Source organism: Bacillus sp. UNCCL81 (assembly GCF_900112535.1).
Taxonomy (GTDB): Bacteria; Bacillota; Bacilli; order Bacillales; family Bacillaceae_G; genus Gottfriedia; species Gottfriedia luciferensis_B.
Genome location: NZ_FOMF01000002.1, coordinates 362,977 through 388,299 on the forward strand (window position 1 = coordinate 362,977; position 25,323 = coordinate 388,299).

At 32.7% G+C, this 25,323-nt stretch carries 24 protein-coding genes; 19 read left to right on the plus strand and 5 right to left on the minus strand.

Features of this window, described 5'->3' with window-relative positions; translation table 11 throughout:
* Nucleotides 1–78: 78 nt before the first annotated feature.
* The 4 genes from BM319_RS01925 to BM319_RS01940 all read left to right on the plus strand — a co-directional run bounded on the left by BM319_RS01925 (nt 79) and on the right by BM319_RS01940 (nt 4,286).
* Complete coding sequence (locus BM319_RS01925) at nt 79–942, plus strand: DegV family protein (RefSeq protein WP_069032060.1); 864 nt, start codon at nt 79–81, stop codon at nt 940–942.
* Nucleotides 943–1,097: 155 nt separating this feature from the next.
* The gene (locus BM319_RS01930) at nt 1,098–1,346 is read left to right on the plus strand and encodes a DUF3243 domain-containing protein (protein WP_025671950.1); all 249 of its coding nucleotides are present in this window, start codon (nt 1,098–1,100) and stop codon (nt 1,344–1,346) included.
* Between the two features lie 338 nt (nt 1,347–1,684).
* Complete coding sequence (locus BM319_RS01935) at nt 1,685–3,160, plus strand: MDR family MFS transporter (protein ID WP_091021146.1); 1,476 nt, start codon at nt 1,685–1,687, stop codon at nt 3,158–3,160.
* 217 nt (nt 3,161–3,377) lie between these two features.
* Entirely contained in the window at nt 3,378–4,286 is a 909-nt protein-coding gene (locus tag BM319_RS01940; protein ID WP_084006707.1) for an SH3 domain-containing protein, read from the plus strand.
* Between the two features lie 203 nt (nt 4,287–4,489).
* Here the strand turns inward: BM319_RS01940 and BM319_RS01945 are convergent, their stop codons facing one another.
* From BM319_RS01945 to spxA, 3 genes are all read right to left on the minus strand, one after another.
* The gene (locus BM319_RS01945) at nt 4,490–4,825 is read right to left on the minus strand and encodes an IDEAL domain-containing protein (protein WP_069032062.1); all 336 of its coding nucleotides are present in this window, start codon (nt 4,823–4,825) and stop codon (nt 4,490–4,492) included.
* 130 nt (nt 4,826–4,955) lie between these two features.
* On the minus strand, nt 4,956–5,369 hold the full coding sequence (locus BM319_RS01950) for an RrF2 family transcriptional regulator (protein WP_091021147.1): 414 nt from the start codon (nt 5,367–5,369) through the stop codon (nt 4,956–4,958).
* Nucleotides 5,370–5,470: 101 nt separating this feature from the next.
* Entirely contained in the window at nt 5,471–5,866 is a 396-nt protein-coding gene (gene spxA, locus BM319_RS01955) for a transcriptional regulator SpxA (RefSeq protein ID WP_069032064.1), read from the minus strand.
* Between the two features lie 388 nt (nt 5,867–6,254).
* On the opposite strand from spxA, the gene BM319_RS01960 reads away from it, so the two are divergent.
* The 5 genes from BM319_RS01960 (at nt 6,255) to BM319_RS01980 (ending at nt 12,027) form a co-directional block, all read left to right on the plus strand.
* Nucleotides 6,255–6,809 (plus strand): GNAT family N-acetyltransferase, encoded by a 555-nt coding sequence (locus BM319_RS01960; protein ID WP_069032065.1) that lies wholly within the window; start codon nt 6,255–6,257, stop codon nt 6,807–6,809.
* Between the two features lie 14 nt (nt 6,810–6,823).
* Nucleotides 6,824–7,735, plus strand: coding sequence for a DMT family transporter (locus tag BM319_RS01965; protein ID WP_286143658.1), 912 nt, complete (start codon nt 6,824–6,826; stop codon nt 7,733–7,735).
* Nucleotides 7,736–7,948: 213 nt separating this feature from the next.
* Nucleotides 7,949–8,461: a MarR family winged helix-turn-helix transcriptional regulator gene (locus BM319_RS01970; protein WP_069032066.1), complete on the plus strand. Its 513-nt coding sequence runs from the start codon at nt 7,949–7,951 to the stop codon at nt 8,459–8,461.
* Between the two features lie 21 nt (nt 8,462–8,482).
* A complete protein-coding gene (locus tag BM319_RS01975) occupies nt 8,483–11,566 on the plus strand; it encodes an MMPL family transporter (protein ID WP_091021148.1) in 3,084 nt (1,027 codons plus the stop codon).
* Nucleotides 11,567–11,739: 173 nt separating this feature from the next.
* A complete protein-coding gene (locus tag BM319_RS01980) occupies nt 11,740–12,027 on the plus strand; it encodes a hypothetical protein (RefSeq protein WP_091021149.1) in 288 nt (95 codons plus the stop codon).
* A gap of 71 nt (nt 12,028–12,098) precedes the next feature.
* Here BM319_RS01980 and BM319_RS01985 read toward each other — a convergent pair whose 3' ends face one another.
* Nucleotides 12,099–12,440, minus strand: coding sequence for a hypothetical protein (locus BM319_RS01985; RefSeq protein WP_254664515.1), 342 nt, complete (start codon nt 12,438–12,440; stop codon nt 12,099–12,101).
* A 155-nt stretch (nt 12,441–12,595) separates the two neighbouring features.
* Entirely contained in the window at nt 12,596–14,191 is a 1,596-nt protein-coding gene (locus tag BM319_RS01990; protein WP_091021151.1) for a peptide chain release factor 3, read from the minus strand.
* 330 nt (nt 14,192–14,521) lie between these two features.
* Between BM319_RS01990 and BM319_RS01995 the strand changes: the two genes are divergently transcribed.
* The 10 genes from BM319_RS01995 to BM319_RS02040 all read left to right on the plus strand — a co-directional run bounded on the left by BM319_RS01995 (nt 14,522) and on the right by BM319_RS02040 (nt 25,233).
* On the plus strand, nt 14,522–14,899 hold the full coding sequence (locus BM319_RS01995) for a DUF3992 domain-containing protein (protein WP_091021152.1): 378 nt from the start codon (nt 14,522–14,524) through the stop codon (nt 14,897–14,899).
* A 25-nt stretch (nt 14,900–14,924) separates the two neighbouring features.
* Nucleotides 14,925–15,260, plus strand: a complete 336-nt coding sequence (locus tag BM319_RS02000) for a DUF3992 domain-containing protein (protein ID WP_069032071.1) — start codon at nt 14,925–14,927, stop codon at nt 15,258–15,260.
* A 79-nt stretch (nt 15,261–15,339) separates the two neighbouring features.
* Entirely contained in the window at nt 15,340–16,641 is a 1,302-nt protein-coding gene (locus BM319_RS02005; RefSeq protein ID WP_091021153.1) for a BclA C-terminal domain-containing protein, read from the plus strand.
* A gap of 155 nt (nt 16,642–16,796) precedes the next feature.
* Nucleotides 16,797–17,246 carry an S-Ena type endospore appendage gene (locus tag BM319_RS02010; RefSeq protein ID WP_091021154.1) on the plus strand — a complete coding sequence of 150 codons (450 nt, stop codon included), beginning with the start codon at nt 16,797–16,799 and terminating at the stop codon, nt 17,244–17,246.
* Nucleotides 17,247–17,415: 169 nt separating this feature from the next.
* Nucleotides 17,416–17,787, plus strand: a complete 372-nt coding sequence (locus tag BM319_RS02015; protein ID WP_069032074.1) for a GntR family transcriptional regulator — start codon at nt 17,416–17,418, stop codon at nt 17,785–17,787.
* Between the two features lie 12 nt (nt 17,788–17,799).
* Nucleotides 17,800–18,672 carry an ATP-binding cassette domain-containing protein gene (locus tag BM319_RS02020; RefSeq protein ID WP_069032075.1) on the plus strand — a complete coding sequence of 291 codons (873 nt, stop codon included), beginning with the start codon at nt 17,800–17,802 and terminating at the stop codon, nt 18,670–18,672.
* On the plus strand, nt 18,669–19,370 hold the full coding sequence (locus BM319_RS02025; RefSeq protein WP_091021155.1) for a hypothetical protein: 702 nt from the start codon (nt 18,669–18,671) through the stop codon (nt 19,368–19,370). The genes BM319_RS02020 and BM319_RS02025 overlap by 4 nt, the downstream gene beginning before the upstream one ends.
* 112 nt (nt 19,371–19,482) lie before the next feature.
* Nucleotides 19,483–19,941 carry a tRNA (N6-threonylcarbamoyladenosine(37)-N6)-methyltransferase TrmO gene (gene tsaA / locus BM319_RS02030; RefSeq protein WP_091021156.1) on the plus strand — a complete coding sequence of 153 codons (459 nt, stop codon included), beginning with the start codon at nt 19,483–19,485 and terminating at the stop codon, nt 19,939–19,941.
* A 503-nt stretch (nt 19,942–20,444) separates the two neighbouring features.
* Complete coding sequence (locus BM319_RS02035; RefSeq protein ID WP_091021157.1) at nt 20,445–24,542, plus strand: S8 family serine peptidase; 4,098 nt, start codon at nt 20,445–20,447, stop codon at nt 24,540–24,542.
* Between the two features lie 250 nt (nt 24,543–24,792).
* Nucleotides 24,793–25,233, plus strand: a complete 441-nt coding sequence (locus BM319_RS02040) for a GNAT family N-acetyltransferase (RefSeq protein WP_091021158.1) — start codon at nt 24,793–24,795, stop codon at nt 25,231–25,233.
* The last annotated feature ends 90 nt before the right edge of the window (nt 25,234–25,323 follow it).

Consider the following 25,323-nt stretch of genomic DNA (forward strand, 5'->3'; position numbering starts at 1 on the left):
TAAAAGCATTTTGTGAGAAAATAGAATTTATCGGTTTAAATAGAATAAACCAATTTTTTGAAACAGAGGTATGATTAGATGAATTTAAAAATAATTACGGATAGTGCGGCTGATTTACCAAAGGAGATCATTGAACAATATAATATTGATGTCATTCCACTACGAGTTTATTCAGAAGATGAAAAAGAATATTTTGATGGTTTAACTTTGGATTCAAAGACTTTATTCAATGAAATGCGTAATGGAAAGGTATTTAAAACGTCTCTTCCGTCATATGAGTATATTTATAATACCTTCGCTAAATATGCAAAAGAAAATACACCATGTATTTATATTGCGTTTTCTTCTGAACTTTCAGGTACATATCAATCAGCAGTAATGGTAAAAAATGAGTTTGACGAGGAACTTCCTGATTTTAATTTAGAGATATTTGATACAAAAAGTGCATCAATCGGACAAGGGCTAATTGCTGTTAATGCTGCAAAGCTTGCAATGAACGGAGCTACAAAAGAAGAGGTTATTAATAATATAAAACATAGCATCGGTCATATTGAACATATCTTTACAGTTGATGACCTACAATATTTGGTACGTGGAGGTCGCTTAAGTAAAGTGGCTGGTTTTGTAGGTAATTTATTAAATATTAAACCGATCTTACATGTTGAAGATGGAAAGTTAATTCCACTTGAAAAAATTAGAGGTTCAAAAAAATTGATAAAAAGAATTCTCGAAATTATGGAATCCCGAGGGACAAATTTATCAACTCAATTAATTGGTATTTCTCACGGTGACGATTTAGACAAAGCAATTGAAATTAAAAATGCGATGGCAGAGACATTTGGATGTAAGGAGTTTGTCATTAATTCAATCGGTTCTGCTATAGGTGCTCATGCAGGACCTGGTACTTTAGCAATATTTTTTATGAACGAAAATAAAAAATAATATGATAAAAAGAGCTAATTATGCAAAATTAATTAGCTTTTTTATTTTAATTTTCTGATAATGTCACCTGGATATTAATTCATACATAATTTCTTCAAAAAAAGTAAATAGTATTTATGTAATCTTCAACTACTATTATTATGAGGTGAAAAACGATGTCAATTTTAGATAACTGGGATCAATGGAAAGATTTTTTAGGTGATCGATTAGAAGCAACAGGTGAAAAAGGTGTAGGTGAAGGTGCTATTAATGAAATGGCATATCGCTTAGGAAATTACTTAGCAAATGAAGTAGAACCAAAAAATGCAGAAGAACAAATTTTAAAAGACCTCTGGAATGTTGCAGATGAACAAGAGCAACATACAATTGCTGCTCTAATGATGAAGTATGTTAAAAATAAATAATTAAAATAATGTGATTAAAAAATAGCCCAGTGAATAGAATCATAAGGGCTATTTTTTATTTGTAAGCAACAATGTATGTTAACAAAGAATCAACAAAAATAATTAAAAATTAAACTTGAAATGGACATTTGATTAATTTATACTGTACTTATTGTGAGTACTGTTTTCGGATTAAGGACAATTACTATTTACATTTTAATTGTTTTTTTGTATGATAGACTTTCTGTTCAAATTTCGCTTTTATCATAAAATGTTTTTTTGCACTTATAAATAGAATAGAAAATTTGAACGAATTTCAATACAGCTTTACAAAAAAAGAGAAGAAATGGGGATAATATATGAATAATCAGCAAAACTCGGCTGACACGCCGTTTAGCGTAAAAACGATTATTGGTCCAATGATGGCTGTAATCGTAGGGATGATCATGGTTATTTTAGATAGTACGGTAGTAAATGTAGCATTACCTGGAATTACCGAATATTTTAAATCTGATTTAACAAAAATGCAGTGGACGATTACTGGATATACATTGGCATTATCAGCTGTTATACCACTTGCAGGCTGGATGTGTGATCGTTTTGGAGCTAAGAAAATTTTCTTATTTACGATTTTGTTTTTTACAATCGGTTCAGTTCTTTGTTCTGTAGCACAAACACCTGAACAGTTAATTTTATTTCGAGTAATACAAGGAATCGGTGGAGGAATGGTTGCTCCAATCGGTATGGCAATTATCTTTAGATTAGCTCCTCCAGAAAAGATCGGTTCAATTATGGGGATGCTTGGAATACCGATGTTACTTGCACCTGCTTTAGGTCCGGTTATCTCAGGATGGTTCGTAGAGTATTCTACTTGGCATTGGATTTTCCTAATTAATTTACCAATCGGTATTATCGCTTTAATAATTGGAGCTAAATTCTTACCTAATTTTGAATCTAAATCAGTACCTGCTTTAGACGGATTAGGAATCATCATTGCTCCAATCGCTTTTTCAATGTTAGCATACGGAGTTAGTCAAAGTTCAACAAGTTGGACATCAAAAGGAACATTAACAGGTTTAATTGTTGGTGGAGTTGCTTTATTACTATTTATCTTTGTTGAGCTTCGCCTAAAACAACCTTTACTTGAATTACGTGTATTTAAATCGTCTGATTTTGTTAGAAGTATTTTAATTACGTGGATTATGCAAATTGCTTTATTCGGTTCTTTCTTAATTGTTCCATTATTTTTACAAACAGTTAAACAATATGGGGCATTTGAAACGGGCTTAATTATGTTACCTCAAGCTTTAGCATCTGCTTTAATGATGCCAATTGGTGGTAAAATGTATGATAAAGTTGGTGCTAGACCGATGGCGTTAGTTGGTTTAACAATTATCACATCTGCACTATTCATTTTCTCTAAAATTTCAGTGGACTCATCAAATACATTTATTATGTTAACACTTGCTATGATGGGTGCTGGAATGGGATTATCAATGATGCCAATTAATACACACGTATTACAATCTGCACCAAGACATTTAGTAAGTCGTGTAACGCCTTTAACTGCAGCAGCTCAGCAAGTAATGGTATCATTTGCAGTAGCAGGTATGGCTGGATTTTTAACTTCTAGTACAAAGGATTATATGACAAAAACAACGAATCCACTAAATGCAATGATTTCAGCATTTGGTGATACATTCTTACTAGCAGCAGGTATCGCATTAGTAGGAGCGTTATTAGCAATTATTTTACGTAAACCAAAAGTGCAAGATACAGATGCGGCAAAAGCAGATCTTGACGAGTCAAAATCTTCAATGATGGTAGGACATTAATATATATAAAAGAAGCCAATATTAAAAAATTGGCTTCTTTTTTTGTCATTTTTGATTATAATTTAAATAGTATCGAAAGAATTTTTATAATTTCTACAATTTTAAGAGAACTGTTATAAAACTAATTGAATTGTAATAAAAATGTCCTTATTATGTAAGGTTAGTTATGTATAATTAAAGCTCGAATATCGATTTACTTTACAATGGAGCTGATTTAATGATTAAAAGTATTTGCAAAACAACTTTAGCACTATCAATTTTAACTGGAGGTTTATTCTATGGAAATAGTACTCCGAGTTCAATTAAGACCGTGGAAGCTGCTACGATAAGCGGTACAGTAACTGCATCAGTTTTAAATGTAAGAAGCGGTCCTAGTACTAGTTATAAAGTAATTAGCACACTTAAAAAGGGTGCGAAAGTTACGATAACAAGCACAAGTGGATCTTGGTATAAAATAACAAGTGGAACAAAAACTGGATGGGTTTCAAGTAAATATATTAAAAAAGCCCCAACGACAGTTTCTGCCACAACCGTAAATAAAATGAAAACTTTAGGTACTTCAAAGCAATTAATCATTGTGTCAGCTGCAAATGAAAGTACAAGAAATGCATTAATTGAAACATTTGAAAAAAGCGGTACTAGTTGGAAAAAATTACATACATATTCAGGTGTAATCGGGAAAAACGGCATGATTAGTAGTAAGCATGAGGGTGATTATGAAACACCTGAAGGGAAATATACAATTACAACAGCATTCGGTAGATATTCAAATCCAGGTACAAAAATGACATACCGTAAAATTACTTCAAATGATGTATATGTAGATGATTCAAATAGTAAATTATATAATACTTGGCAATTGGCATCAGAAAATAACGGTAGATGGAAAACGGCCGAAAAGATGAATATTTCTCAATATGATTATGGTTTTGTTATTAACTACAATACTGCGAGAACCCCAGGAAAAGGTAGTGCAATCTTTTTTCACGTAGCTGGTACTTCAGGGTATACGGCAGGCTGTACAGCTACATCTAAAACAAATGTAGTATCCATTTTAAAATGGTTAGATCCGGCAAAAAAACCACTAATTATTCAAACACCATTGAATAAATTAACGCAATATTAATATGATCCTGAAACTGGTCAATGATTTGATCAGTTTTTTTACGTTTCAAACTTTACTCGCAGGAGTCATGATGATTAATTTTAAAGAGGACCGTCTTGTTTATCGTTCGAGAGAAGGAGGGTATCTGAAAGGATTTTTGAACTAAAAAAGGCTGTCTAAATAGACAACCTTTAGGAACTTTTATTACTACTGTTTTATAAGCTTTATTTTACGCTATTAACAAGTTGCCTCATTGAGTTTAATTGTGAAGATAGCTCATTAAACCAATCCTCATCTCCCGTTGAGAGGGCCAAGTCAATTAGAAAGTGAATCTGTTCTTTGTTTGTCACTTTCGAATCAGGCATTTTCTTTACGTTTCTATTTAGCATTTGAATGGTCTTTCCAACAGTCGTTTTATTATCTGAAGTTATGACATTTACCTTTACTACTTCATCAAGAATAGTAAGTGAATCAACATAACCTATTACTAATTCTCCATGCAATGATATACCTTTAACCCAGTCACCTATTTTTAAAATAGAATCATTATTTAAATTCATTTTTTTCCACCTTCTTATTTAGAGTTACTAGTTAAAAAACTAGTGATCATTACAGCCCTTAAAACGAACTGTAATTATTTTTATTACACTTTGGATAAAAGAAGGCAGAGCCTTCTTTTTATTTAGCTGCTCACTTATCACTTTTGATATGATCGACTATGTCCCCAATAGTGTATTGCTTTAAATATCCCCCAAGATGTTTTTCTGCACCTAAGAAAATAGTAAAAAGAACATTTTGCATATTTGCCCCAACAACACACTTATCATTTGATTCAGGGCACTTAGGTTGCAGTGCCCCCTCAGAGGTGATTAGATAAATGTCCCATAGATTAACTTCTTTTAAATCTACCGCGAAAATAAATCCACCGCCCGATCCTTCCTTCGATTTTATAAATCCATGCTTTTTTAACAAACTAAGCACTTTTCGAATTCGAACTGGATGGACACAGGCACTCTCTGATATTGCATCACTAGTAGACATCCGATCCGGCTGCAGCACAAGATACGTTAAACTATGAATGGCAAGAGTGAAGTCACTATTCATGGTCTGCCTCCTAAAATCGTTAATTTCTTTCTATTTTTCGTGTTTACATTTAGTTCGGTAATAAAATGTGTTAGCGAACTGACAGTTTAAATAATAAAATATTAATTAGCTACTTTTTGTGACTTAATGTATGAGAATGTTCGTAGTTTACGCGGAAGAAAACTACGAATTTCATCTTCATTATAACCAACCTGCAATCTCTTTTCATCTAGGATTATTGGCATGCGCAACATTTTTGGATTATTTATGATTAAATTATATAATTCATTAAGTGGCAGCGATTCAATATTTATATTTAATTCTTGAAACGTTTTTGATTTATTTGAAATAATTTCTTCAGTACCAGTTTCTGTCATGCGAAGAATCGATTTAATCTCCTCAAGTGTAAGTGATTCATTCATAATATTTTTCACACTATATTCAATATCATGTTCATCTAGCCAAGCTTTTGCTTTACGACAGGATGTACAACTTGGTGTTACATATAGATTCACCATTCTATTACACACTCCTTATAAAATGTAATAAAAAAAATTACAGTTGAAATAAAAAAATAGTTAAAAATGTACTATCGAATAAAACAAATTAGGTTTTTTCTTACTCAATTGATATGAGTATACTGTAATTTTATTGTTTACAGTTAAATATGTCAACTATATTTTGAGTTTAAATGATGGAGTGTGTTTTATACTTGTTTGAATTACAAAAATAAACTTTATTATATATAGATGTTTTATTACTATAAAAAAGATTTCTACAACGAATTATAGGAATTACGATAGATAGAATTAAAAAAGTAAAGTGTAAAAAGTTAGTTTATTTTGAAATTTCTAAGTATAATAGAAAGTACAATTAAAATAGAATGAGAATTTTTAGAGGTGGAATATGAGCAAACTAGAATTTTTTGAAATAGAGACTAGTCGATTAAAGCTTAGAAGGTTTAAAGATGAAGATGTTAGCAATTTTTATAAATATCGTTCAAATCCAGCTGTGGCGATTTATCAAGGCTGGGAAAATTATACATACGAACAATCGATTAATTTTATCGAAAAGCAAAAGTCAGCTGTAATGAATATTCCTAACTCATGGGTTCAAGTAGCGATTGAAAATAAAATGGATGGTCAACTAATAGGGGATATTGGAGTACACACTTTATCAAATCCTAAAAATCAAGTTGAAGTCGGTTTTACATTAGAGCCAGTGTACCAGAATAAGGGATATGCCTTTGAAGCATTACAAGGGATTCTTGATTATTTATTTAACGAATTAAATAAAGAAAAAATTAACGCAATAGCAGTAGAACAAAATTCATCTTCAATTAAATTACTAAAAAAATTAGGATTTCATGAAATGAACATAATAGAAAATTCTTTTTTTAAAGGCCAATATGTAACTGAATTTATGTTTGGACTTTCGAAAAATGATTGGAATAAAAGGTAGGAGTTGGGAAATAAGTGAATTTCTTTAAAGGAGCATTGTATTTATCATTGGCCGCAAGTATTTGGGGTATGACTTATGTTGTCAGTAAAGTAGTATTAGATAGCATTTCTCCATGGTTATTACTAGAAATGAGATTTCTTTTAGCTTTATTAACATTAGGGATAATCAGTCTTTTCCAAAAAAGCTGGAAAATTAATAAAAAAGATTTGGTTCCTCTCGCAGTTATTGCTTTAGTCGGGTATACTGGCTCAATTGGTTTTCAATTTGTTGGTACAAAGCTTTCAGGCGCAGCAATGGGCTCTTTAATTACTTCAGCTTCACCTGCATTAATATCATTATTTGCATTTTTTATTTTAAAAGAAAAAATTAATAGCCGTAAGATTGTATCGTTAATTTTAGCAACGATTGGAGTAATCGTTGTAATCGGATTACCAAAAGGTGGGTCAAATTTAGGCGCATATTTTGGAAATCTCATACTAGTAGGTGCAGCAATTACATGGGCGCTATATACAGTTCTAAGTAAAGTTCAGACTAGTAAATATTCATCATTAACCGTAACAACTTGGGCGACAGTATTTGGCGTAATTTTTACATTACCATTTACGTTTCTTGAACAAAGTAAACACATAACTCATTTACCAACAAATGGTTGGATTTGGATGGGGGTCATATTTTTAGGAACAATCTCAACAGCAGGTGCCTTTTATCTTTGGAACAAAGGATTTGAATATATTGATACTTCAACTGGATCATTATTTTTCTTTTTACAACCATTAATTGGTACGATATTTGGATATTTTTTATTAAATGAAGAAATTAGTCCTTCTTTCTTCATTGGAAGTATTCTAATTGTTGTAGCTGTGTATTTATCGATTAAAGAACCTAATCAGAAAACGAACCTTCAATATAACTCTAAAAAAGCGTGAAACATTTAAAAGTAGTTGAACTATTCGACTGCTTTTTTTATTGGCTAATTTACATAGATATACGAATTTTAAGATTAGATGGAATGAATTTTTGAATACAGACTGTTATATGTATTTAAATTGACAAATGCAGTTAGGACAAATAATATAAATCTTGTGCGATACATCGTATAAGATGTATTTTAATTAGAAGAATTATGTTGGAGTGATTAAATGGTAGAACGACCAGAATTTATTCGTGAATCAATCGATTTTTTACAGCGTTTTTTAATGAAAAGCCTTCAAAAGCATTCGGAGGAACATGGAGTTACAATTCCACAAGCAAGAGTTATTGGCGAAGTGTATGCTCATAAAACAATGAGCATTAAACAACTTTCTAAAAATCTAAAAATGACGCAAAGTACTGTATCTGATATCGTTGAGCGTCTGACTACAAAAGGCCTATTATTGAAAACACCCAATCCAAAAGATAAACGTTTCGTGGAGATTTCTTTACCTGAAAATATTGCAGAAGAAATACATGATAGCATTACTGAAATTGCAAATAAGTCCTTAAATAGTGCACTAAGTCTTCTAGACTCTGATGAACAAGAGATTGTAGAGAAAGGAATGAAATTATTAGTTACAGCTGTTAAGAAAAAGATGGAGACAGATGGAATGGATAATTATGAATTCTTTGATGTATTGTACTTTCTTGATGAGGAAAAAGAAAAAAAAGAGAAATAAATTAATGAAGGAGGGGACCGTGTGAACAAAATCATAAAGGGTCGTTGGATCATTTTTTCAATTTGGTTAATTGCAACAGTATTGTTAACAGTTCTTCAGCCTGATATAAATGCAATTCTACGGAATAAGGGGCAAGAAGGAGCGAATAGTAATTCACCTTCTGTTATGGCAGATCATATCCTCAAAAAAATGGATACTTCAAAAGGAACGAATAATCTGATTGTTTTTTATGATAAAAATAAAATTTCGAATGACGAAATGGAAAAAATCGGAGATGCTGTTAAAGGAATACGTGATAGTAGTAAAGAACTTAGAATTTCGGAAATTATTGATCCTTTTAGTATTCCAAATGCAAAAAGTTCATTAGTCTCAAAAGATGGCACCACACTAATGGTGAGCTATAAGCTAGATAAGAACGGAAGAGAAATAGATGATATTAAAAAGGAAATAGATAATAAATTAAGTAAAGTACCAGTCGAATATTATCTAAGTGGTGAAGATTTTATCAATAATGATTATTTAAAAGCTTCACAAGCGGGAGTAGAAAAAAGTGCTGCTCTAACAGTTATTTTTATTTTAGTAGTACTTATTCTTGCGTTTAGATCGATCGTTACACCATTTGTATCTTTGATTGCGGTTGCATTTTCTTACCTATGTTCAATGGGAATAGCTGCCCAATTAATCGATAAAGCTGGATTTCCAATTACTAGTCTTACTCAAATGCTGCTAGTACTTATTCTTTTTGGGGTTGGTACTGATTACAACATACTCCTTTTTAATCGTTTCAAAGAAGAACTCTCACTTGGACATTCAGTTGATGAATCAATTGTAAACACATATAAAACGGCTGGTAAAACAATTGCCTATAGTATTTTAACTGTGTTTATTGCGTTCCTTGCACTTGTATTCGCAGAATCTCCAATTTATAAATCAGGTGTAGTAGTTGTAATAGGTGTATGCATATTATTACTAGAAATTTTAACGTTAACACCATTTATTATGAAAGTATTAGGAAAAAAACTTTTCTGGCCATCTAAAAATGTTAGTGGACATAAAGAAAACAAATTTTTTGGTAATTCGTCTGCTTTTGCTATAAAGAAACCGATTATAACAATAGTAGTCATATTATTGATTTTATCTCCAATGGTCTATTTCCATAAAGAAAAGCTAAACTTTGATACAATTGGAGAACTAGGAAATAAATATCCTTCATCAAAAGGATTTAATATCGTTTCAGATCATTTTGGTAAAGGTCAGGCAATGCCTGCAACAGTCGTGATTGAAAACAACAAAGCGCTTGATAATAATCAATCACTTGCAGTAATTGATAATGTTACTGAAAGACTTAAGAACATAAAAGGTGTTAAGCAAGTATCTTCAGTAACACAACCTGAAAGCAAACAAATTGATAGTTTTTATGTTGATAGCCAAATGGGTACGGTGACTGATGGTATTTCAAAAACAAAAGATGGAGTTAACGAAATACATGACGGATTAATTTTAGCTCAAGATAAACTAGGATCAGCGGATTTTTCAAAGGTTAACCAAATGGTAGATGGAACAACGGAACTACAAAATGGTGTGACAGCTTTAAGTGGGGGATTAAAACAAATTCAAGCAGGGATTGGCGATGGTTCTGGTAATTCTCAAACAATCTCTAGTGGTATAGCAACACTCGAAATAAATCTAAGAAAAATGAGTAGTGGCGTATCATTATTAGCAAAAAATTATGAGAAAATGCAATCAGGTTATAAAGAATTAGGAAGTCATTACCAAGAATCAGCACAAGCACTGCTTGGTCTAAAAGGCGCAATTTCTCAAATGCAATCAATGGTGACAGCACTTGGTAGTAGTTATTCGAATTCAAAAGATGATGTAAATTACCAATCATTAAAGCAAACAATTGATCAAACAGTTGCTTCATTAAATCAAATTACACCAGAAGGAATCAAAGCATTAAATGATAATTATAATGCTGTAACTGCAGGTTTTGCTACCGCAAACAGTAATCTTTCTAGTATGAGTAATGGCTTAACTCAAATGGCTGATGGTTTGAAAAAACTTGAAAGTGGCTTAAGTGATGCATCATCTGGAATCGGAAAAATTGTCACAAATATGAATAAAGTATCAAATGGACTTGGTCAAATGAAATCAGGTCAGCAACAGCTAGTATCTGGCATCAATGGATTTAGTATATTCGGGGAAAAACTATCAGATGTAAACGGTGGGTTAGAAAAAATATCTGACGGATTAGGAAAGACAAATGATTTCTTAACTCAGTATAATTCGAATAAAACTTTCTTTATTCCAAAAGAAGCATTGGCTGACGAGAACTTTAAAAAATCAATCGACATGTTTATGTCAAAAGATAAAAAGATTACAAAGCTAACGATTGTTTTGGAAAACGATCCATATTCAAAAGAATCTTTAAATACGATCAATAAAATAAATTCAGCTGTTAAAAGTGGACTTAAAGGCACAGAACTTTCAAATGCTAAGTCAGGTGTTTCAGGTCCGAGTGCAACAACAAATGATATGAACAATATTTTGAGTAGTGACCTAAATAAAACAACAACTATTGTTATAATTGGGGTATTACTTGTATTATTCCTAGTGATAAAATCATTCTGGACACCAGTATTTATCACCGCATCACTTTTAGGAGCATACTACAGTGCTATGTTTATGATCAATTATATTTTCATAGATTTGCTAGGATATGAAGGAATATCATCTTTTGTTCCGTTCTTCTCTTTCATAATTATAGTAGCTTTAGGTGTGGATTATAGTATCTTCCTAATGATGAGATTTAAGGAATATACTCATTTGTCACCGAAAGAGGCAATCGTATTAGCATCTAAGCATACTGGTGGAGTAATTATCTCAGCGGTAATCATACTTGGAGGTACATTTGCTACACTTATGCCATCTGGAATCCTTTTATTGTTTGAATTAGCAATAGCGGTAATAACAGGTCTAATAGTCCTTTGCTTTATATTATTACCGATCTTTTTACCAGCAATGATCGCATTGCCAGAAGCATTGGCTAATTTATTTTCAAGAAACAAGGAAGCTAATGTTGATACAGAAAAACATGTAATTTAATAGAATAATAGGTTATTTGAAAATGCCGACTAACTATTGAAATAATAGTGGGGTCGGCTTTTTTTAATTAAGATTCTGGTTCAGATAAAGGTAAATGTTGATAATGATAACGATCCGAGATATTAGTATAATTTGCACGAGAACAAACATGTATATTAAAGAAATGTTTATTAATGCTACTAAAACCTCTAGTTCTTCTAGTCAAAATGTTAACGACATTATTAAAAACTTTCTCAATTTATGAGGAAGAGTTAAAGTATAATGATTTCACAACTGAACAAAGAAAAGAATTATATAAGCTTATAATTGAGCAAGTAGCAAATTCACAACAACAAAATGATAAAGATAAAGCGTTTCTTGGTATGGCATACGGTGTAATTGTTTTTTTTAATAAAACCCTGGCGAAATCCCGAGGGTTAATTTATTTAGTTATAGCCAAATTATGGATAAACGCGAAATAAAGTGTAAATCATCTTTATTGTCAATGATACGCCTTCATAAAAAAGACGCTAATTAAGGCGCAATTCACTTGTTATTTTAATCCGAATTGAGCCTTCGCCATTAACTTATCGTCTTGGAACGTAAAGTTAGCGTTAGCTCCCGTTGAACCTTTACCGTTATATGTATAAAGAATCGTATATCCTGGCTTATCTTTCTCGCCAGCTTCGCTCATTACCTCGCCTTTACCGCCAATAATTTCGAATACTTGCTTCGATGTCATACCGTTTTGAATCTTATCGAACTCTGCCTTCGTTATGATAACGGCTTTACCTGTAGCTTCATGCGATTCAGTTGAATTCGAGCAGCCACTAAAGACAATTAATCCGGTAGCGATTGCGGTCCCTAAGTAGATACCTCTAATCGTTCTTTTCATCTTAAACCTCCTAATATTTTCCATATATCCCAATACTATTCGACTAGTTCATCAATTATCCTTTAAACGAAGAAAAGCGCACTTATAAAATAAGTAAGAAGAACCTCGTCAAAAACCAACAAAAAAAGACCGAAAAAATCGGTCTTCTACGTCAATTAATCAACTTGTATTTCATTGTTAACATCAAGAGCTTCAACTAATTCTAATTCCTCATGACGTTCTTTAAAACGATTGAACGTAAATTCGTTTGCGAATAAGAATAGAGGACGTTCGAAACGGTCATATACTAGCATGTTACGCATGTCTTGATATTTCTTAAGTCCTTTTACGTCATCAGTTTTAACCCATCGAGCAATATTGTAATCAACATGGTCCTTACGGATATCAGATCCATATTCATTTTTTAAGCGGTATTCAAATACTTCAAATTGAAGTTGACCTACGGCACCTAAAATAACCTCATTAAATTCATTTTTATAAACTTGAATTGCACCTTCTTGAGCTAATTGCTCAACACCTTTATGGAAGTGCTTAGATTTTAATGAATTAACTGGGCTAACTCGTAAGAATAACTCAGGTGGGAAAGTTGGTAATGGCTCAAAGAATAATTTTTGCTTACTAGATGTGATTGTATCTCCGATTTGATAAGTACCTGAATCGTAAATACCAATTACGTCACCAGCATATGCTCTGTCAATCGTTTCACGGTCATTAGCCATCAATTGAGTTGATTGACTTAATTTAATTTGTTTTCCTGTACGAGAAAGCATTACGTTCATTCCTCGTTCAAATACACCAGAACAAATTCGTAGAAATGCAATACGGTCACGGTGAGCAGGATTCATATTAGCTTGAATCTTAAATATAAAACCACTAAATACTTCATCTGTTGGATTAACTTCACCATTAATTGTTTTACGAGGTCCTGGTGCAGGTGACATATCTAAGAAATGATTTAAAAATGGTGTTACACCAAAATCGACTAATGCTGTACCGAAGAAAACAGGAGTAAGTTCCCCAGCTCGAACTAAGTCTAAATTGAATTCATTTCCTGCACCTTCTAAAAGATCAACTTCATCTCGTAAATTTTCTAAATTTGAAGGCTCTAAATGTGCTTCTAATTCAGGACCATGAACGCCATCTTGACCAAGTTTAATAACTTCATCTTTACGGAAAAGATGAACTTCATTTTCTAATCGATCATAAACCCCTTCAAATTGCATTCCACTACCGATTGGCCAAGTAACTGCAACAGAAGGCATACCTAGAACTTCTTCTAATTCTTCCATTAATTCTAATGGATCTTTAGCTTGGCGATCTAATTTATTCATAAAGGTAAAAATAGGAATACCACGTAAACGACAAACTTGGAAAAGTTTCTTAGTTTGTGCTTCAATACCTTTTGCAGCATCAATTACCATGACTGCAGAGTCAACAGAAGTTAGCACACGATATGTATCTTCACCAAAATCATTATGACCAGGAGTATCCATAATTGATACCATTTTTTCATCGTATTCAAACTGCATAACAGAGGAAGTTACAGAAATTCCACGTTGTTTTTCGATTTCCATCCAGTCAGATTTTGCATATTTTGAATTTTTTTGAGCTTTTACAGTACCAGCTTCACGAATAGCTCCACCATGAAGTAGTAATTTTTCAGTTAAAGTTGTTTTACCAGCATCAGGGTGAGAGATGATCCCAAAAATACGGCGTTTAGCAACTTGAGTGATTAATTCTTTATTTGCCATCTATTATAAAGTCCTTTCTAAATCAAAGATCATAAACAAATTTTTACATCTTATCTATTATACTAGAATTCAGCGTTTGATGAAACATTTAGTAACTAAGTTATATACAAAGTATTTCCAAGTTATGAAATAAGAATTTTCTTTTTTCGTTTTATTTTGTAATTTTTCATATAACATTCATTTTTTTATCAATCTTTTAAATGCTAAATCTATCTCCTAGTTATGGGTGATAGATTCCTTTTTTTATGACAAATGTACAAGCATGTTCAGGACACTTTGATTACTATATGATAATGATTCATTTTAATGAAAGAAAGGAAGTAACCATAAATGGCATCATCATGTAATTGTTCAACATCAACATTAACTTGCTGTCCTGAAAAGGTTTTTGTTCAAGACCAGGTATGTACACCATGGCAAGCAGTAGGAGATGCAACAACCGTAACAATTCCACTTTTTAAAAATAATTTTAACCAAAATATTATAGGAACTGGTTTTGTGAAGTATGAGGTAGGTTCTGTTGCAACACCAATACAGATTTTATTTTTAAACTCTGCTGGAGGCACGATTAATTCTGAAGTTGTAACATTAGGTTCTAGTTTGGCATTTACAATTAGAAGATTTGATGTAATACAAGCCGTTATTCCCATTGGAGCAGGTATACTATTTCAAGGTGAGTTTTGTATAACAACACGATATTCTGTTTAATTGAAGAAAATGAGGAGAAAAGCAAATGTGTAATGGATTAAGTTGTTGCTCAACTAAAAATATTTTTCAAGACAAAGTTTGTATAACTTGGCAAGTGAATACACCCGGTATTATCACAATCTTTACAAATAATATCGCTCCAATTATTTCCGCAACAGGCTATGTAAAAAATGATACAGGAACAGATAATATCGTTGTTAACTTTTTAAGAGGAGGAAATGTAATTGATACCCTTACTGTCCCACCTCAAAGTAGTGTAGCTTTCTCAGAAAAGCTATTCGATGAAATTCAAATTGATACTACAGGTTTAACCGGGGTAGTAGAGGGTGAGTTTTGTTTAACGGTTAGATATTCAATGTAATAGTTCATTTTATCTAAATAGTATTGTTCAGAATAATTTTTTGAACAGTCCTATGTAATGAAATGAGGAACGATAATTAATGTATTCTTTTATGAATAATAAAGATGAGAATGGTAATGCAATTTCTTTCGTAAAAGGATTCAATTCCAATTCGAATAAATGTAGTTGTTGTAATAGTTTTTCATGTAATGGGATTAAAAAAGTTGGTCCAACAGGAGTAACTGGGGTGACAGGAGTATCCGGGCCAAGTGGAATAACGGGAACGACAGGAGAAACAGGAGCAACTGGATTAACCGGTCCAACCGGAATAACAGGATTAACCGGGTCAACGGGAATAACGGGAACGACAGGATCAACCGGAGAAACAGGAGAAACGGGCTCAACTGGGGTGACAGGATCAACGGGCTCAACTGGAGTGACAGGATTAACAGGAGCAACCGGGCCAAGTGGAATAATGGGAGCGACAGGAGTAACCGGCCCAACCGGAATAACGGGAGTAACCGGAGTAACTGGCTTAACTGGGGTGACGGGATCAACCGGCCCCACCGGAGCAACGGGGCCAACCGGTCTAACCGGAATAACGGGAACAGCAGGATCAACTGGCCAAACCGGAGTAACAGGATCAACGGGCTCAACTGGAGTGACAGGAGCAACCGGATCAACGGGATTTACAGGATCAACCGGAGTAACCGGGCCAACTGGGTCAACCGGAATTACGGGAACGACTGGAGTAACCGGAACAACGGGAACGACGGGAGTAACTGGAGAAACGGGAATAACGGGAACGACTGGAGTAACTGGAGTAACGGGAATAACGGGAATAACGGGAACGACTGGAGTAACCGGCCCAACTGGAATAACGGGTGCGACGGGAGTAACCGGCTCAACCGGAGTAACTGGTGTCGGAGATAGAGGTCCAACCGGTTCAACAGGCGCAACTGGGGCAACAGGATCAACCGGATCAAGTTTTAATACTTCTGGATCGGCAGCAAATACCTCTGGAGCAACAATTGCGATTACACTTTTAGGCCCTTCACCGATACCGTTTCCGAACGCGCAAAATTTATCAGCAGATATAACAGTGAACAACCCAACAGCTACCATTTTTACGATTAACACAAGTGGTAGATATCTAATAACTTATCAAGTGTATCCTACATTATCTTTATTAACGACTTTTCAGTTATTTCGAAATGGGACTGGAGTTGCAGGTACAAATATTTCTGCTGCAGTTGGATTAAGTTTAGTCAGTAATCAAGTGATTATTAATATAAATGCAGGTGATACGATGCAAGTAATGGTGTCTGCTACTTTAGCCGCTACAGTATCGTTAGCAGCTGGTACGACCGCTGCGACAATTTCCATTGTTAGAGTAGGTTAATAAATATTATTTTAATTCAACAAGTGACTACAAGTTATATGAGTAAGATTAATAGTGGTCACTTTTCTTTTTATGTTTTATTTAATACTAAAAATAATGGCTTTTCAGTATTTTAGATACATAGGATATTAACTATAATAAGTGAGGGATAAAAATTGAAACAAAAAAGACCAGATATACCAAACTTACCTAGTATTAAATTACCAGTTTCTTCTCCAACTCTATTACCACCTGTACCTCCACCAACACCACCTACCCCCCCAACACCAATACCTCCGCCAACAAAATGTGATCCATGTATTCCAATTGATCTATTTGGCAATATTATGATTCAAGATAATCTTGATAAACCAGTTGAACTGTGGAGTTTAGGTGGAAATTTAACTGCTTTAGCAACGATTTCAGTCTATAATAGCGAAGGCAGTACTGGACCGATTACAATCGAAGTAAGTAGCAATATCTGTCATATAATTTCCGTGTTACCAGGTAATACGAGTAGCTATACTAGTCAATATATAAAAACTGTGACCATACTACACTCAGGTCAATCTCCAATTTATTTAGAAGGAAAATATTGTATAACTGGTAAAATTATTGAAAAATAATAAACACATAGTATTTAAACATAAGCTTATTGCATAATCGCATTAAGCTTTTTTTTATTTCCTAAAAAATAGGCGTACTTAAATAAAACACTTTACATATGATTTAAGGAGTAGTATGGTTAGTTACATGAGTAACTAACTAAATAACTAACCAGAAAGGAAGGTGCTAATGAAACCGACATTAGATGAATCACAACCAATATTTCAACAAATTGCGGTGATGATTATGGACGAAATTATAGACGGAAGAATTAAAGAGGGTGAACAAGTGCCTTCAACAAATGAATTATCTCGCTTTTTTAATATTAATCCTGCAACTGCAAGGAAAGGACTTCAAGCATTAGTTGATAAGGAGATAATTTTTAAACAAAGAGGTGTAGGTATGTTTGTTTCTACTGGAGCAAAAGAAAAGTTACTTTTAGAGCGAAAACAGCAGTTTTATGAAGATTATGTTGCACCTTTACTTAAAGAAGCCAAGAGAATTCATTTAAATGAAGAAATGGTAATTGAATTAATAAAGAGAAAAAACGACTCGAATTAGGAGGGGTAAAAATTGATCGAAATTAAAAATTTGACATATGGCTATAAGCATACACCAGTTTTAACGAATTTCAATTTAATTGAAACAGAACCGAGTATTATTGCATTATGGGGAAGAAATGGTACAGGAAAAACAACTTTGATGAGTTTAGTCGCTGGCCATTATAAACCAAACGAAGGTTCAATAAAAGTCTTAGGGGAAGAACCTTATAATAATTTAAATGTTCTTGAGAATATTTGTTATATCCAAGAAAATCATCCATTTGGTCATAATTGGAGAATAGACGATTTATTAAAATACGGAAGGTACTTTCATCCTGAATGGGATCAAGAATTTGCTGAACATTTAGTGCAAGTTTTTGAGTTACCAATGAATAAAAAAATCACTAAGTTTTCAAAAGGAATGAAAACGGCAGTGCAAATCATTTTAGGATTAGCTAGTAACGCAAAAATAACAGTTCTCGATGAGCCAACTAATGGACTAGATGCAGTGAAAAGAAAACTATTTTATGATGCATTATTGGAAAGCTATGAAGAAAATCCAAGACTCATATTACTATCAACACATCATATCGAAGAAATTCAACCATTATGTGAAACGATCGTTGTAGTAAATGATGGAAAAGTACTATTTCATGAACAAATGGATGTTATGCGGGAGAAAGGTATTATTCTTTCTGGCAATATAGATTCAATAGAACATGTAACGAAAAATATTTCTATACTTGAATCCTCAAAAATCAGTTCGACTAAAAAAGTAATGATCGATGAGTTATTTACAAATGAATGGAAAAAAATCGCTGAAGATCATCATCTTAAAATTGAAAAAGCAACTCTACAAGACTATTTAATAAATAAAACAAAAAACAAAGAGGTGAAAAGATGAACTCGATAAGAGGCACTTATCAACTAGTTTTCGATGAATTGAAATGGTATTTTAAAATATTTTCTTTAATTACTTTGTTATTATCAGTTGTTTACGTACTCGTTAGTTTAATTTTTAAAATCCCTTTACAAAGTGGTGCAGCTTTGTTTGGACCGATTTATGGGGGGATTAGTACATTCGCGGTTGCAGGATTGGTCATTCCTTTCCAAGTTGCAATTGGATTAGGTAGTACAAGAAGACAGTTTCTAAAATCTTATAATGTAATGTCAGTATTAATGGTTATTTCAAGTATTACTTATTTAAATATAATGTATTACATTATGAAAATATTATTAGACAAAGGAATAAATAGTTTTCACTTTTACCATCCTGCAGATTTAGTTTCCTCAGAATATCATTTCTTTACGTATTATTGGGTCGACCTAATGGTTGGTTTTATTATACTAGGGCTTTCTTCTTTTATTGCTGTATTAGTTAGAAGATTGGGGATCCTCTATTTTCTACTAACACTAGTTTTAGTTAGTATTTTAATGACCTTTTTATCAATCAATGGAATAAGTTCAGACTTTTATTCTATGATTTTTAATATTAATCCGCTCAATTTGTTTACTTTAATTGGATTAGTAGGAATAGTGCTTCAATTATTAACATTTCCAATGATGATCAATGCACCATTAAAAATGAGAGGTAGAAGTTAAAACCGATTCAAGAAAAAGTATGTGGATAGAATGCATACTTTTTCTTTTATAAATTATTAACGAAAAATTCAGTATAATATAGACGAAATATAATAAGTTAGGAGATGAATTGATGACATTTACCATTAATCCAATTGCGTTTATTAAAAATTCAAGAAAAGAAATTAAAGACGATCACTGGGGTTCAATTATTTCTGAAATTGAGTTAGTCGAGGAGTTTAATGAAGAAGCATTAAGTGGAATAAGTGATTTTTCACATTTAGAGATAATTTTTTATTTCGATAAAGTAACTGATGAAATGATTCAATATAATGCTAGACATCCTAGAAATAATATTCATTATCCAAAGGTTGGAATTTTTGCTCAAAGGGGTAAAAACAGACCAAATAAATTAGGGCTAACAACAGTAGAACTTTTAAAACACAGTGGCCGCATTCTTACAGTAAAAGGATTAGATGCGATCGATGGAACGCCAATCATTGATATCAAACCAATTATGAAAGAATTTCTTCCAAAAGGAGAGATCAAACAAGCAGAATGGTCAAAGGCTTTAATGGAAAAATATTGGTGAAAAATTAAAAAAAGATAAAGAGTTGTCTCAAAAGTTTTTTTGGGGAAACTCTTTTTTGTTTTTATATAATAAACGACTAAATCCTACTTTGATTATTTCCTTATAAAAACAATTGATGACAATGTATTTAAGATGCCACTCACTTACACCCTTGCTCTGATCATTTTTATATTGTACTAATAGTTAAAAATTTTTAATTTAAAATTTAGTAAGACAATAATATAAGTCGTTATTAGTGAATTTCCCCCAAGTTTTTTAATGGAATTTTACATTAAATTACACAAATCTACATTTAAGTAAATGTAATACTTTATTTTTTTACTAAATTTTACTAATATCGACAGTTAATTTATTTTATAATTTCCTTCATTCATGAAAATTCCCCCAATACTTTTCAAGAAAAACTCTAGCTATAATCTAAGTTAAGTGATTTTTCTGAAAAATCACATATATTCTTTCTTATTTTAGAATCTTTTAATTAAGAAAAAGTTGGAGGTTATTAAATGAAGGGGTTAAGTAGTAAATTTTTTCAAACCACATCAGTACTAGTTTTAGCTAGCAGTACAATTTTGGGATCGACTATGATTAGTAAAAAGCCAGCATATGCGAACTCAAGTGAAGCAGAAAGCATTCTACAATCACTTACACCAGAACAAAGAGAGGCTTTGAATCAGTTAGATCTTGCTGATTCAAAAACAGGTTTGCAATTATCAGATGATATCGACCTATCAAGTGATAAAGATGTTTCTGTAATTGTTGAATTTAAAGAACTTCCGGCTAAAGTAGCACAGTTAGAGAAGGCTGTTGAAGGGGAGTCAATTTCATTAGAAAAGGCGAAGGAAAATGTAACTAAGTCGCATGCTCACTTTAAACAAGAATTACAAGAAAAATTAGGAAATAAAGAGAAAGCAACTAATGAAGGAATTCAAATTAAATATACATATCAGAATGCGTTTAACGGCGTTTCATTGACTCTTCCAGCAAATCAAATTAAGGATTTACTAGATTTGGATACAGTTAAAGCTGTTTATAGTGATTCAACAATACAAATTAAGCCACCGGTTGAACCAGTCGAAAAGGACCAAACAAAGGTTGATAGTTTACCATTTTTAAAGATTGATAAATTGCATGCGGAAGGTTTTACAGGTAAAAATATTAAGATTGGTGTTATCGATACGGGTATTGACTATAACCATCCTGATTTAAAAGATGCATACAAAGGTGGTTATGATTTCGTAGATAATGATAATGATCCAATGGAAGCAACATACGATCAATGGAAAGCTTCTAAAAAAGCTGAATTTGTTAATGGCAGCTCATATTATACTGATCACGGTACGCATGTTTCCGGAACGATTGCTGGAAGAGGGAAAAATAATTCTGATTATAAAGTAACCGGAGTAGCGCCTGATTCAGACTTATATGTATACCGCGTATTGGGACCTTATGGTTCAGGTTCTAATTCTGCAGTAATTGCAGGAATTGACCGTTCGGTAGCCGATGGGATGAATGTAATTAATCTTTCGCTTGGAGCCTCCATAAACGATCCATTAGAAGCAACAAGCTTAGCGATTGATAATGCCGTTTTAAATGGTGTTACAGCTGTCGTTGCAGCAGGAAACGCTGGAGATAGTATGTACACACTAGGCTCTCCAGGTGCAGCAGCACTTGCATTAACGGTAGGTGCGAGTTCTGTACCAACTGCAGTTACTACATTCGCAAGTAAATTTTTAGTAAACGGTCAAGATACGGATAGTACTCTTCGATTAATGACAAAAAAATGGACAGATGATTTTACTAAAATGTCTGGAAAAACATTTGAAATTGTAAATGTTGGAGAAGGTGGTCCAACAGATTACACAGGAAAAAATGTTCAAGGTAAGATTGCATTTGTTGCTCGAGGGACGTATGCACTTGTTGATAAAATGAACTATGCAAAGCAAAATGGAGCTGTAGGGGTAATTATATACAACAATAATGCCACTGAGGGACAGATCCCGTATTATTTGGGAGAAAGCAATGATAATATCCCGGTATTTTCAATGACAAATAAAGATGGCTTAGCGGTTAGCGATTTATTTAGTAATGGTACACCATCAGTTACATTAGGTAATATTGGTGAAGATGTAATTCCTGGTGATGATTTAGCTAGCTTTAGTTCTAGGGGGCCATCAGGAACTTTATATGATATTAAACCCGAAGTTACAGCACCAGGTGTAGATGTATTATCGACTGTTCCTGCATATATCAATAACAAAAATGATTCAACAGATTATTCTTCTGCATATATGCGAATGTCTGGTACGTCAATGGCAACTCCACATGTTACTGGTATAGCTGCATTATTATTACAAGCTCATCCGGATTATACACCTGCTGATATTAAAACCGTCTTGATGAATACAGCGGATCCTTTAAGAAGTAAATACAGCGTGTTTGAAGTTGGGGCAGGAAGAGTAGATCCTTATGAAGCGATTTATTCACGTATCGAACTAGGCGTTCAAGATACAACGCCATTTATTAAAAATAATGAAAAAGTAAATATTGATGAGCAAACTGGTGGTATTAGTTATGGTTTTATTCCTGTAGATAATAAGGCTATTTCCAAAACTACAAATATATTAATCACAAATCATACTGATAAAATGCAAAAATATAATATTTCGGTAGAATATAACATCGGTACACGTGGATCTTTGGATGCTAAATCAAACGGGGTAAGTGTAACATTACCTAAAGATCTTAAAATGAAGAAAAATAGCCAGGAGATGATTCCTGCAACACTTACGATCCCAACAACTGCTAGTAAAGGAACATATGAGGGCTATATTCATGTTGTGAATGAAAAAGATCCAGACGATCATTATCAAATTCCATTTGGATTCCGTTTAGTAGAAGAAGGCTTTGAATATTTCAAAGTTCATTCGCCAAGCATCTCTACAACTCGTGATAATGCACCATATAGCTTTAAGGCGTCTGATTTAGATTTTAAATTAAATTCACCGATGAAAACATTAGATTTTATTTTAGTAGATCCAAAAACTAATAAAGATTTAGGAATAATTGGTACAATTAATGTGTCAAGTGCAGGAGTTGATAAGGATCTCTATATTCAAAAAGCCTTTACTGGTCGATATTTTCCATTTACAGGTAATGCTAAGAAACCAGTTGGCTACACATCGATTCAAGCAACACAAGGAATATATAAAATGAAAGTAATTGGTACAAATTTAGACGGAAAACAGTACACCAAAACAGACCAAGTATATATCGATAATAACCGTCCAACATTCACATTAGATGATACAAATGCACTACCTAAAGGTGATCTTCCATTTGTTGAATTAGCACCTGGCCAAAAAAAAGTTACTTTATCTGGAAATATTATAGATAATGAAGCAACGGAAATGGAAAATAGCGGTATGAATGTTACACAAGCAACTAATAAAGCTTGGTATGGACCAAACGCTCCGGCCATTGGTATTGCTACTGATGCAAATGGTAAGTTTTCCAAAGAAATATCTGTGGATTCTCCAAATCCAGTCAATATGCTCCAATTTGTAGCGTCGGACAGAGCGGGTAATTCAACGATGGCGAAAGTAGTTTACTATATGAAACCAGGAACACAATATATCTATGCCAAACCAAATAAAGAATCCTTTACAATGGGTGATCAATTAACTTATACGTTCTATGCTCACGGTTTGCAAAATGCAAAAGATCTAACACTTAAATTCGATTACACTTCAAGATTTTTTAACTCAGTCGGATTTAATAAAAATAAGGCTTTATCTGATGATACTCAATTTACAGTTACTTCAACAGGAACTACCAGCAAATCAAATACAATTAATATAAAGGCACCAGGTGATGGTATAACTGGTGATACGCCATTGTTTGATATGCAAGTAGAGACGAACCGAGATACTTTTGTAAACGTTAATACTACTTTTTTCTATATCACTTCATCTTCGTATAAAGATCTAAATGGTAAAACAGTAAACCCGTATACTCAAGTTGGATATTTACCAAGCTACTCAGCTTATTCAGATGCTACTGCAAAAATCAACGCAGCAGGATTGTTAAATGCAAATGGCAGTTTTAACTTTGCAATTGATTACACTACTATCGGTGCACAAGCAAAAGCAAGAGACTCCAATGGTCAATATTATACTGGTGAAATTCAAAAGAATGGAAACATAGTATTCAGTAAACTTCCAATTACGCAACAATTATATACAGTCATCATAGATGTCCCAGGTCATTTTACTACTTACACACCTATGGAAATTGGTCGAAAAGATCGTGATATTTTTATTGGTGAAAGTATCTCTTATCCTACTGTAAGAGAAAATACTGGGGATCTTAATAAAGATAATGTAGTTGATATTTATGATGTAATACTACTCGAACAAAATTGGGGTTCGAATAACCGTAATGCTGATATTAATTTTGATGGTAAAGTTGACTCATTGGATTTCAAGTTACTTGAACCAAATTATTTAAAAGAGAATGATTATGTATTAGATACTCCTACTGGTGTTAAGGAGTATAATGGAAAAACAATTGATTCGATTAAGAAGTCTTTAGGAATCAATTAGGTTTTGAACCTATCCGAATTGGATAGGTTTTTTAGATTGTTGATATTCTTGATTGATTAAATAAAAATGTTAATGGAATCTGAAACAATTTTAATTCGATAGAAAAAGACGAAAATTCAGAATGTTTCTCCTTTAGCTTTTATGCTCTAACATTTTGTATTATGATTCAAATAACAAAGTCTTAGTTAGAGAAGTACAAGTATTAAATAAAAAACAATTTGTAAATACAAAATAAAATGCGAGGTGGAGTATGGAAATTAAATATAGAATTGCCTCAACAAATGATAGTTCAGAAATTGCTAGATTATCAGGTCAATTGGGTTACAATGTTGAAAAAGATGAAGTCATTGAAAGATTAAATAAAATATTAGGTCAGAATGATCATGTTGTCATTGTAGCAGAAATTGAAGGTCAACTTATTGGATGGATTCATGCTCACGGACGATATTTGATTGAGTCTCCACCATATGTTGAAATTGATGGTTTGATTGTTGACAGTACATATAGGGGTCAAAAAATTGGTAAGTTACTAGTGGAAAGATGCGAAGAATGGTCAAAATTATCGGGATTTAAAGAAATACGAGTACGGACAAATGAAACTAGATTAGAGACACTTATTTTTTATGAAAAGATTGGGTTTAAAAATACAAAATCGCAAAAAGTATTTAAAAAAGAATTAATTGTATACTAAAAGTATCATATTACTGATTATGAAAACGAATTTGGTAAATTCACTTCGCTTAAGCTTGTAAACAATTGGAGTTTCCTCCATGTTTACAAG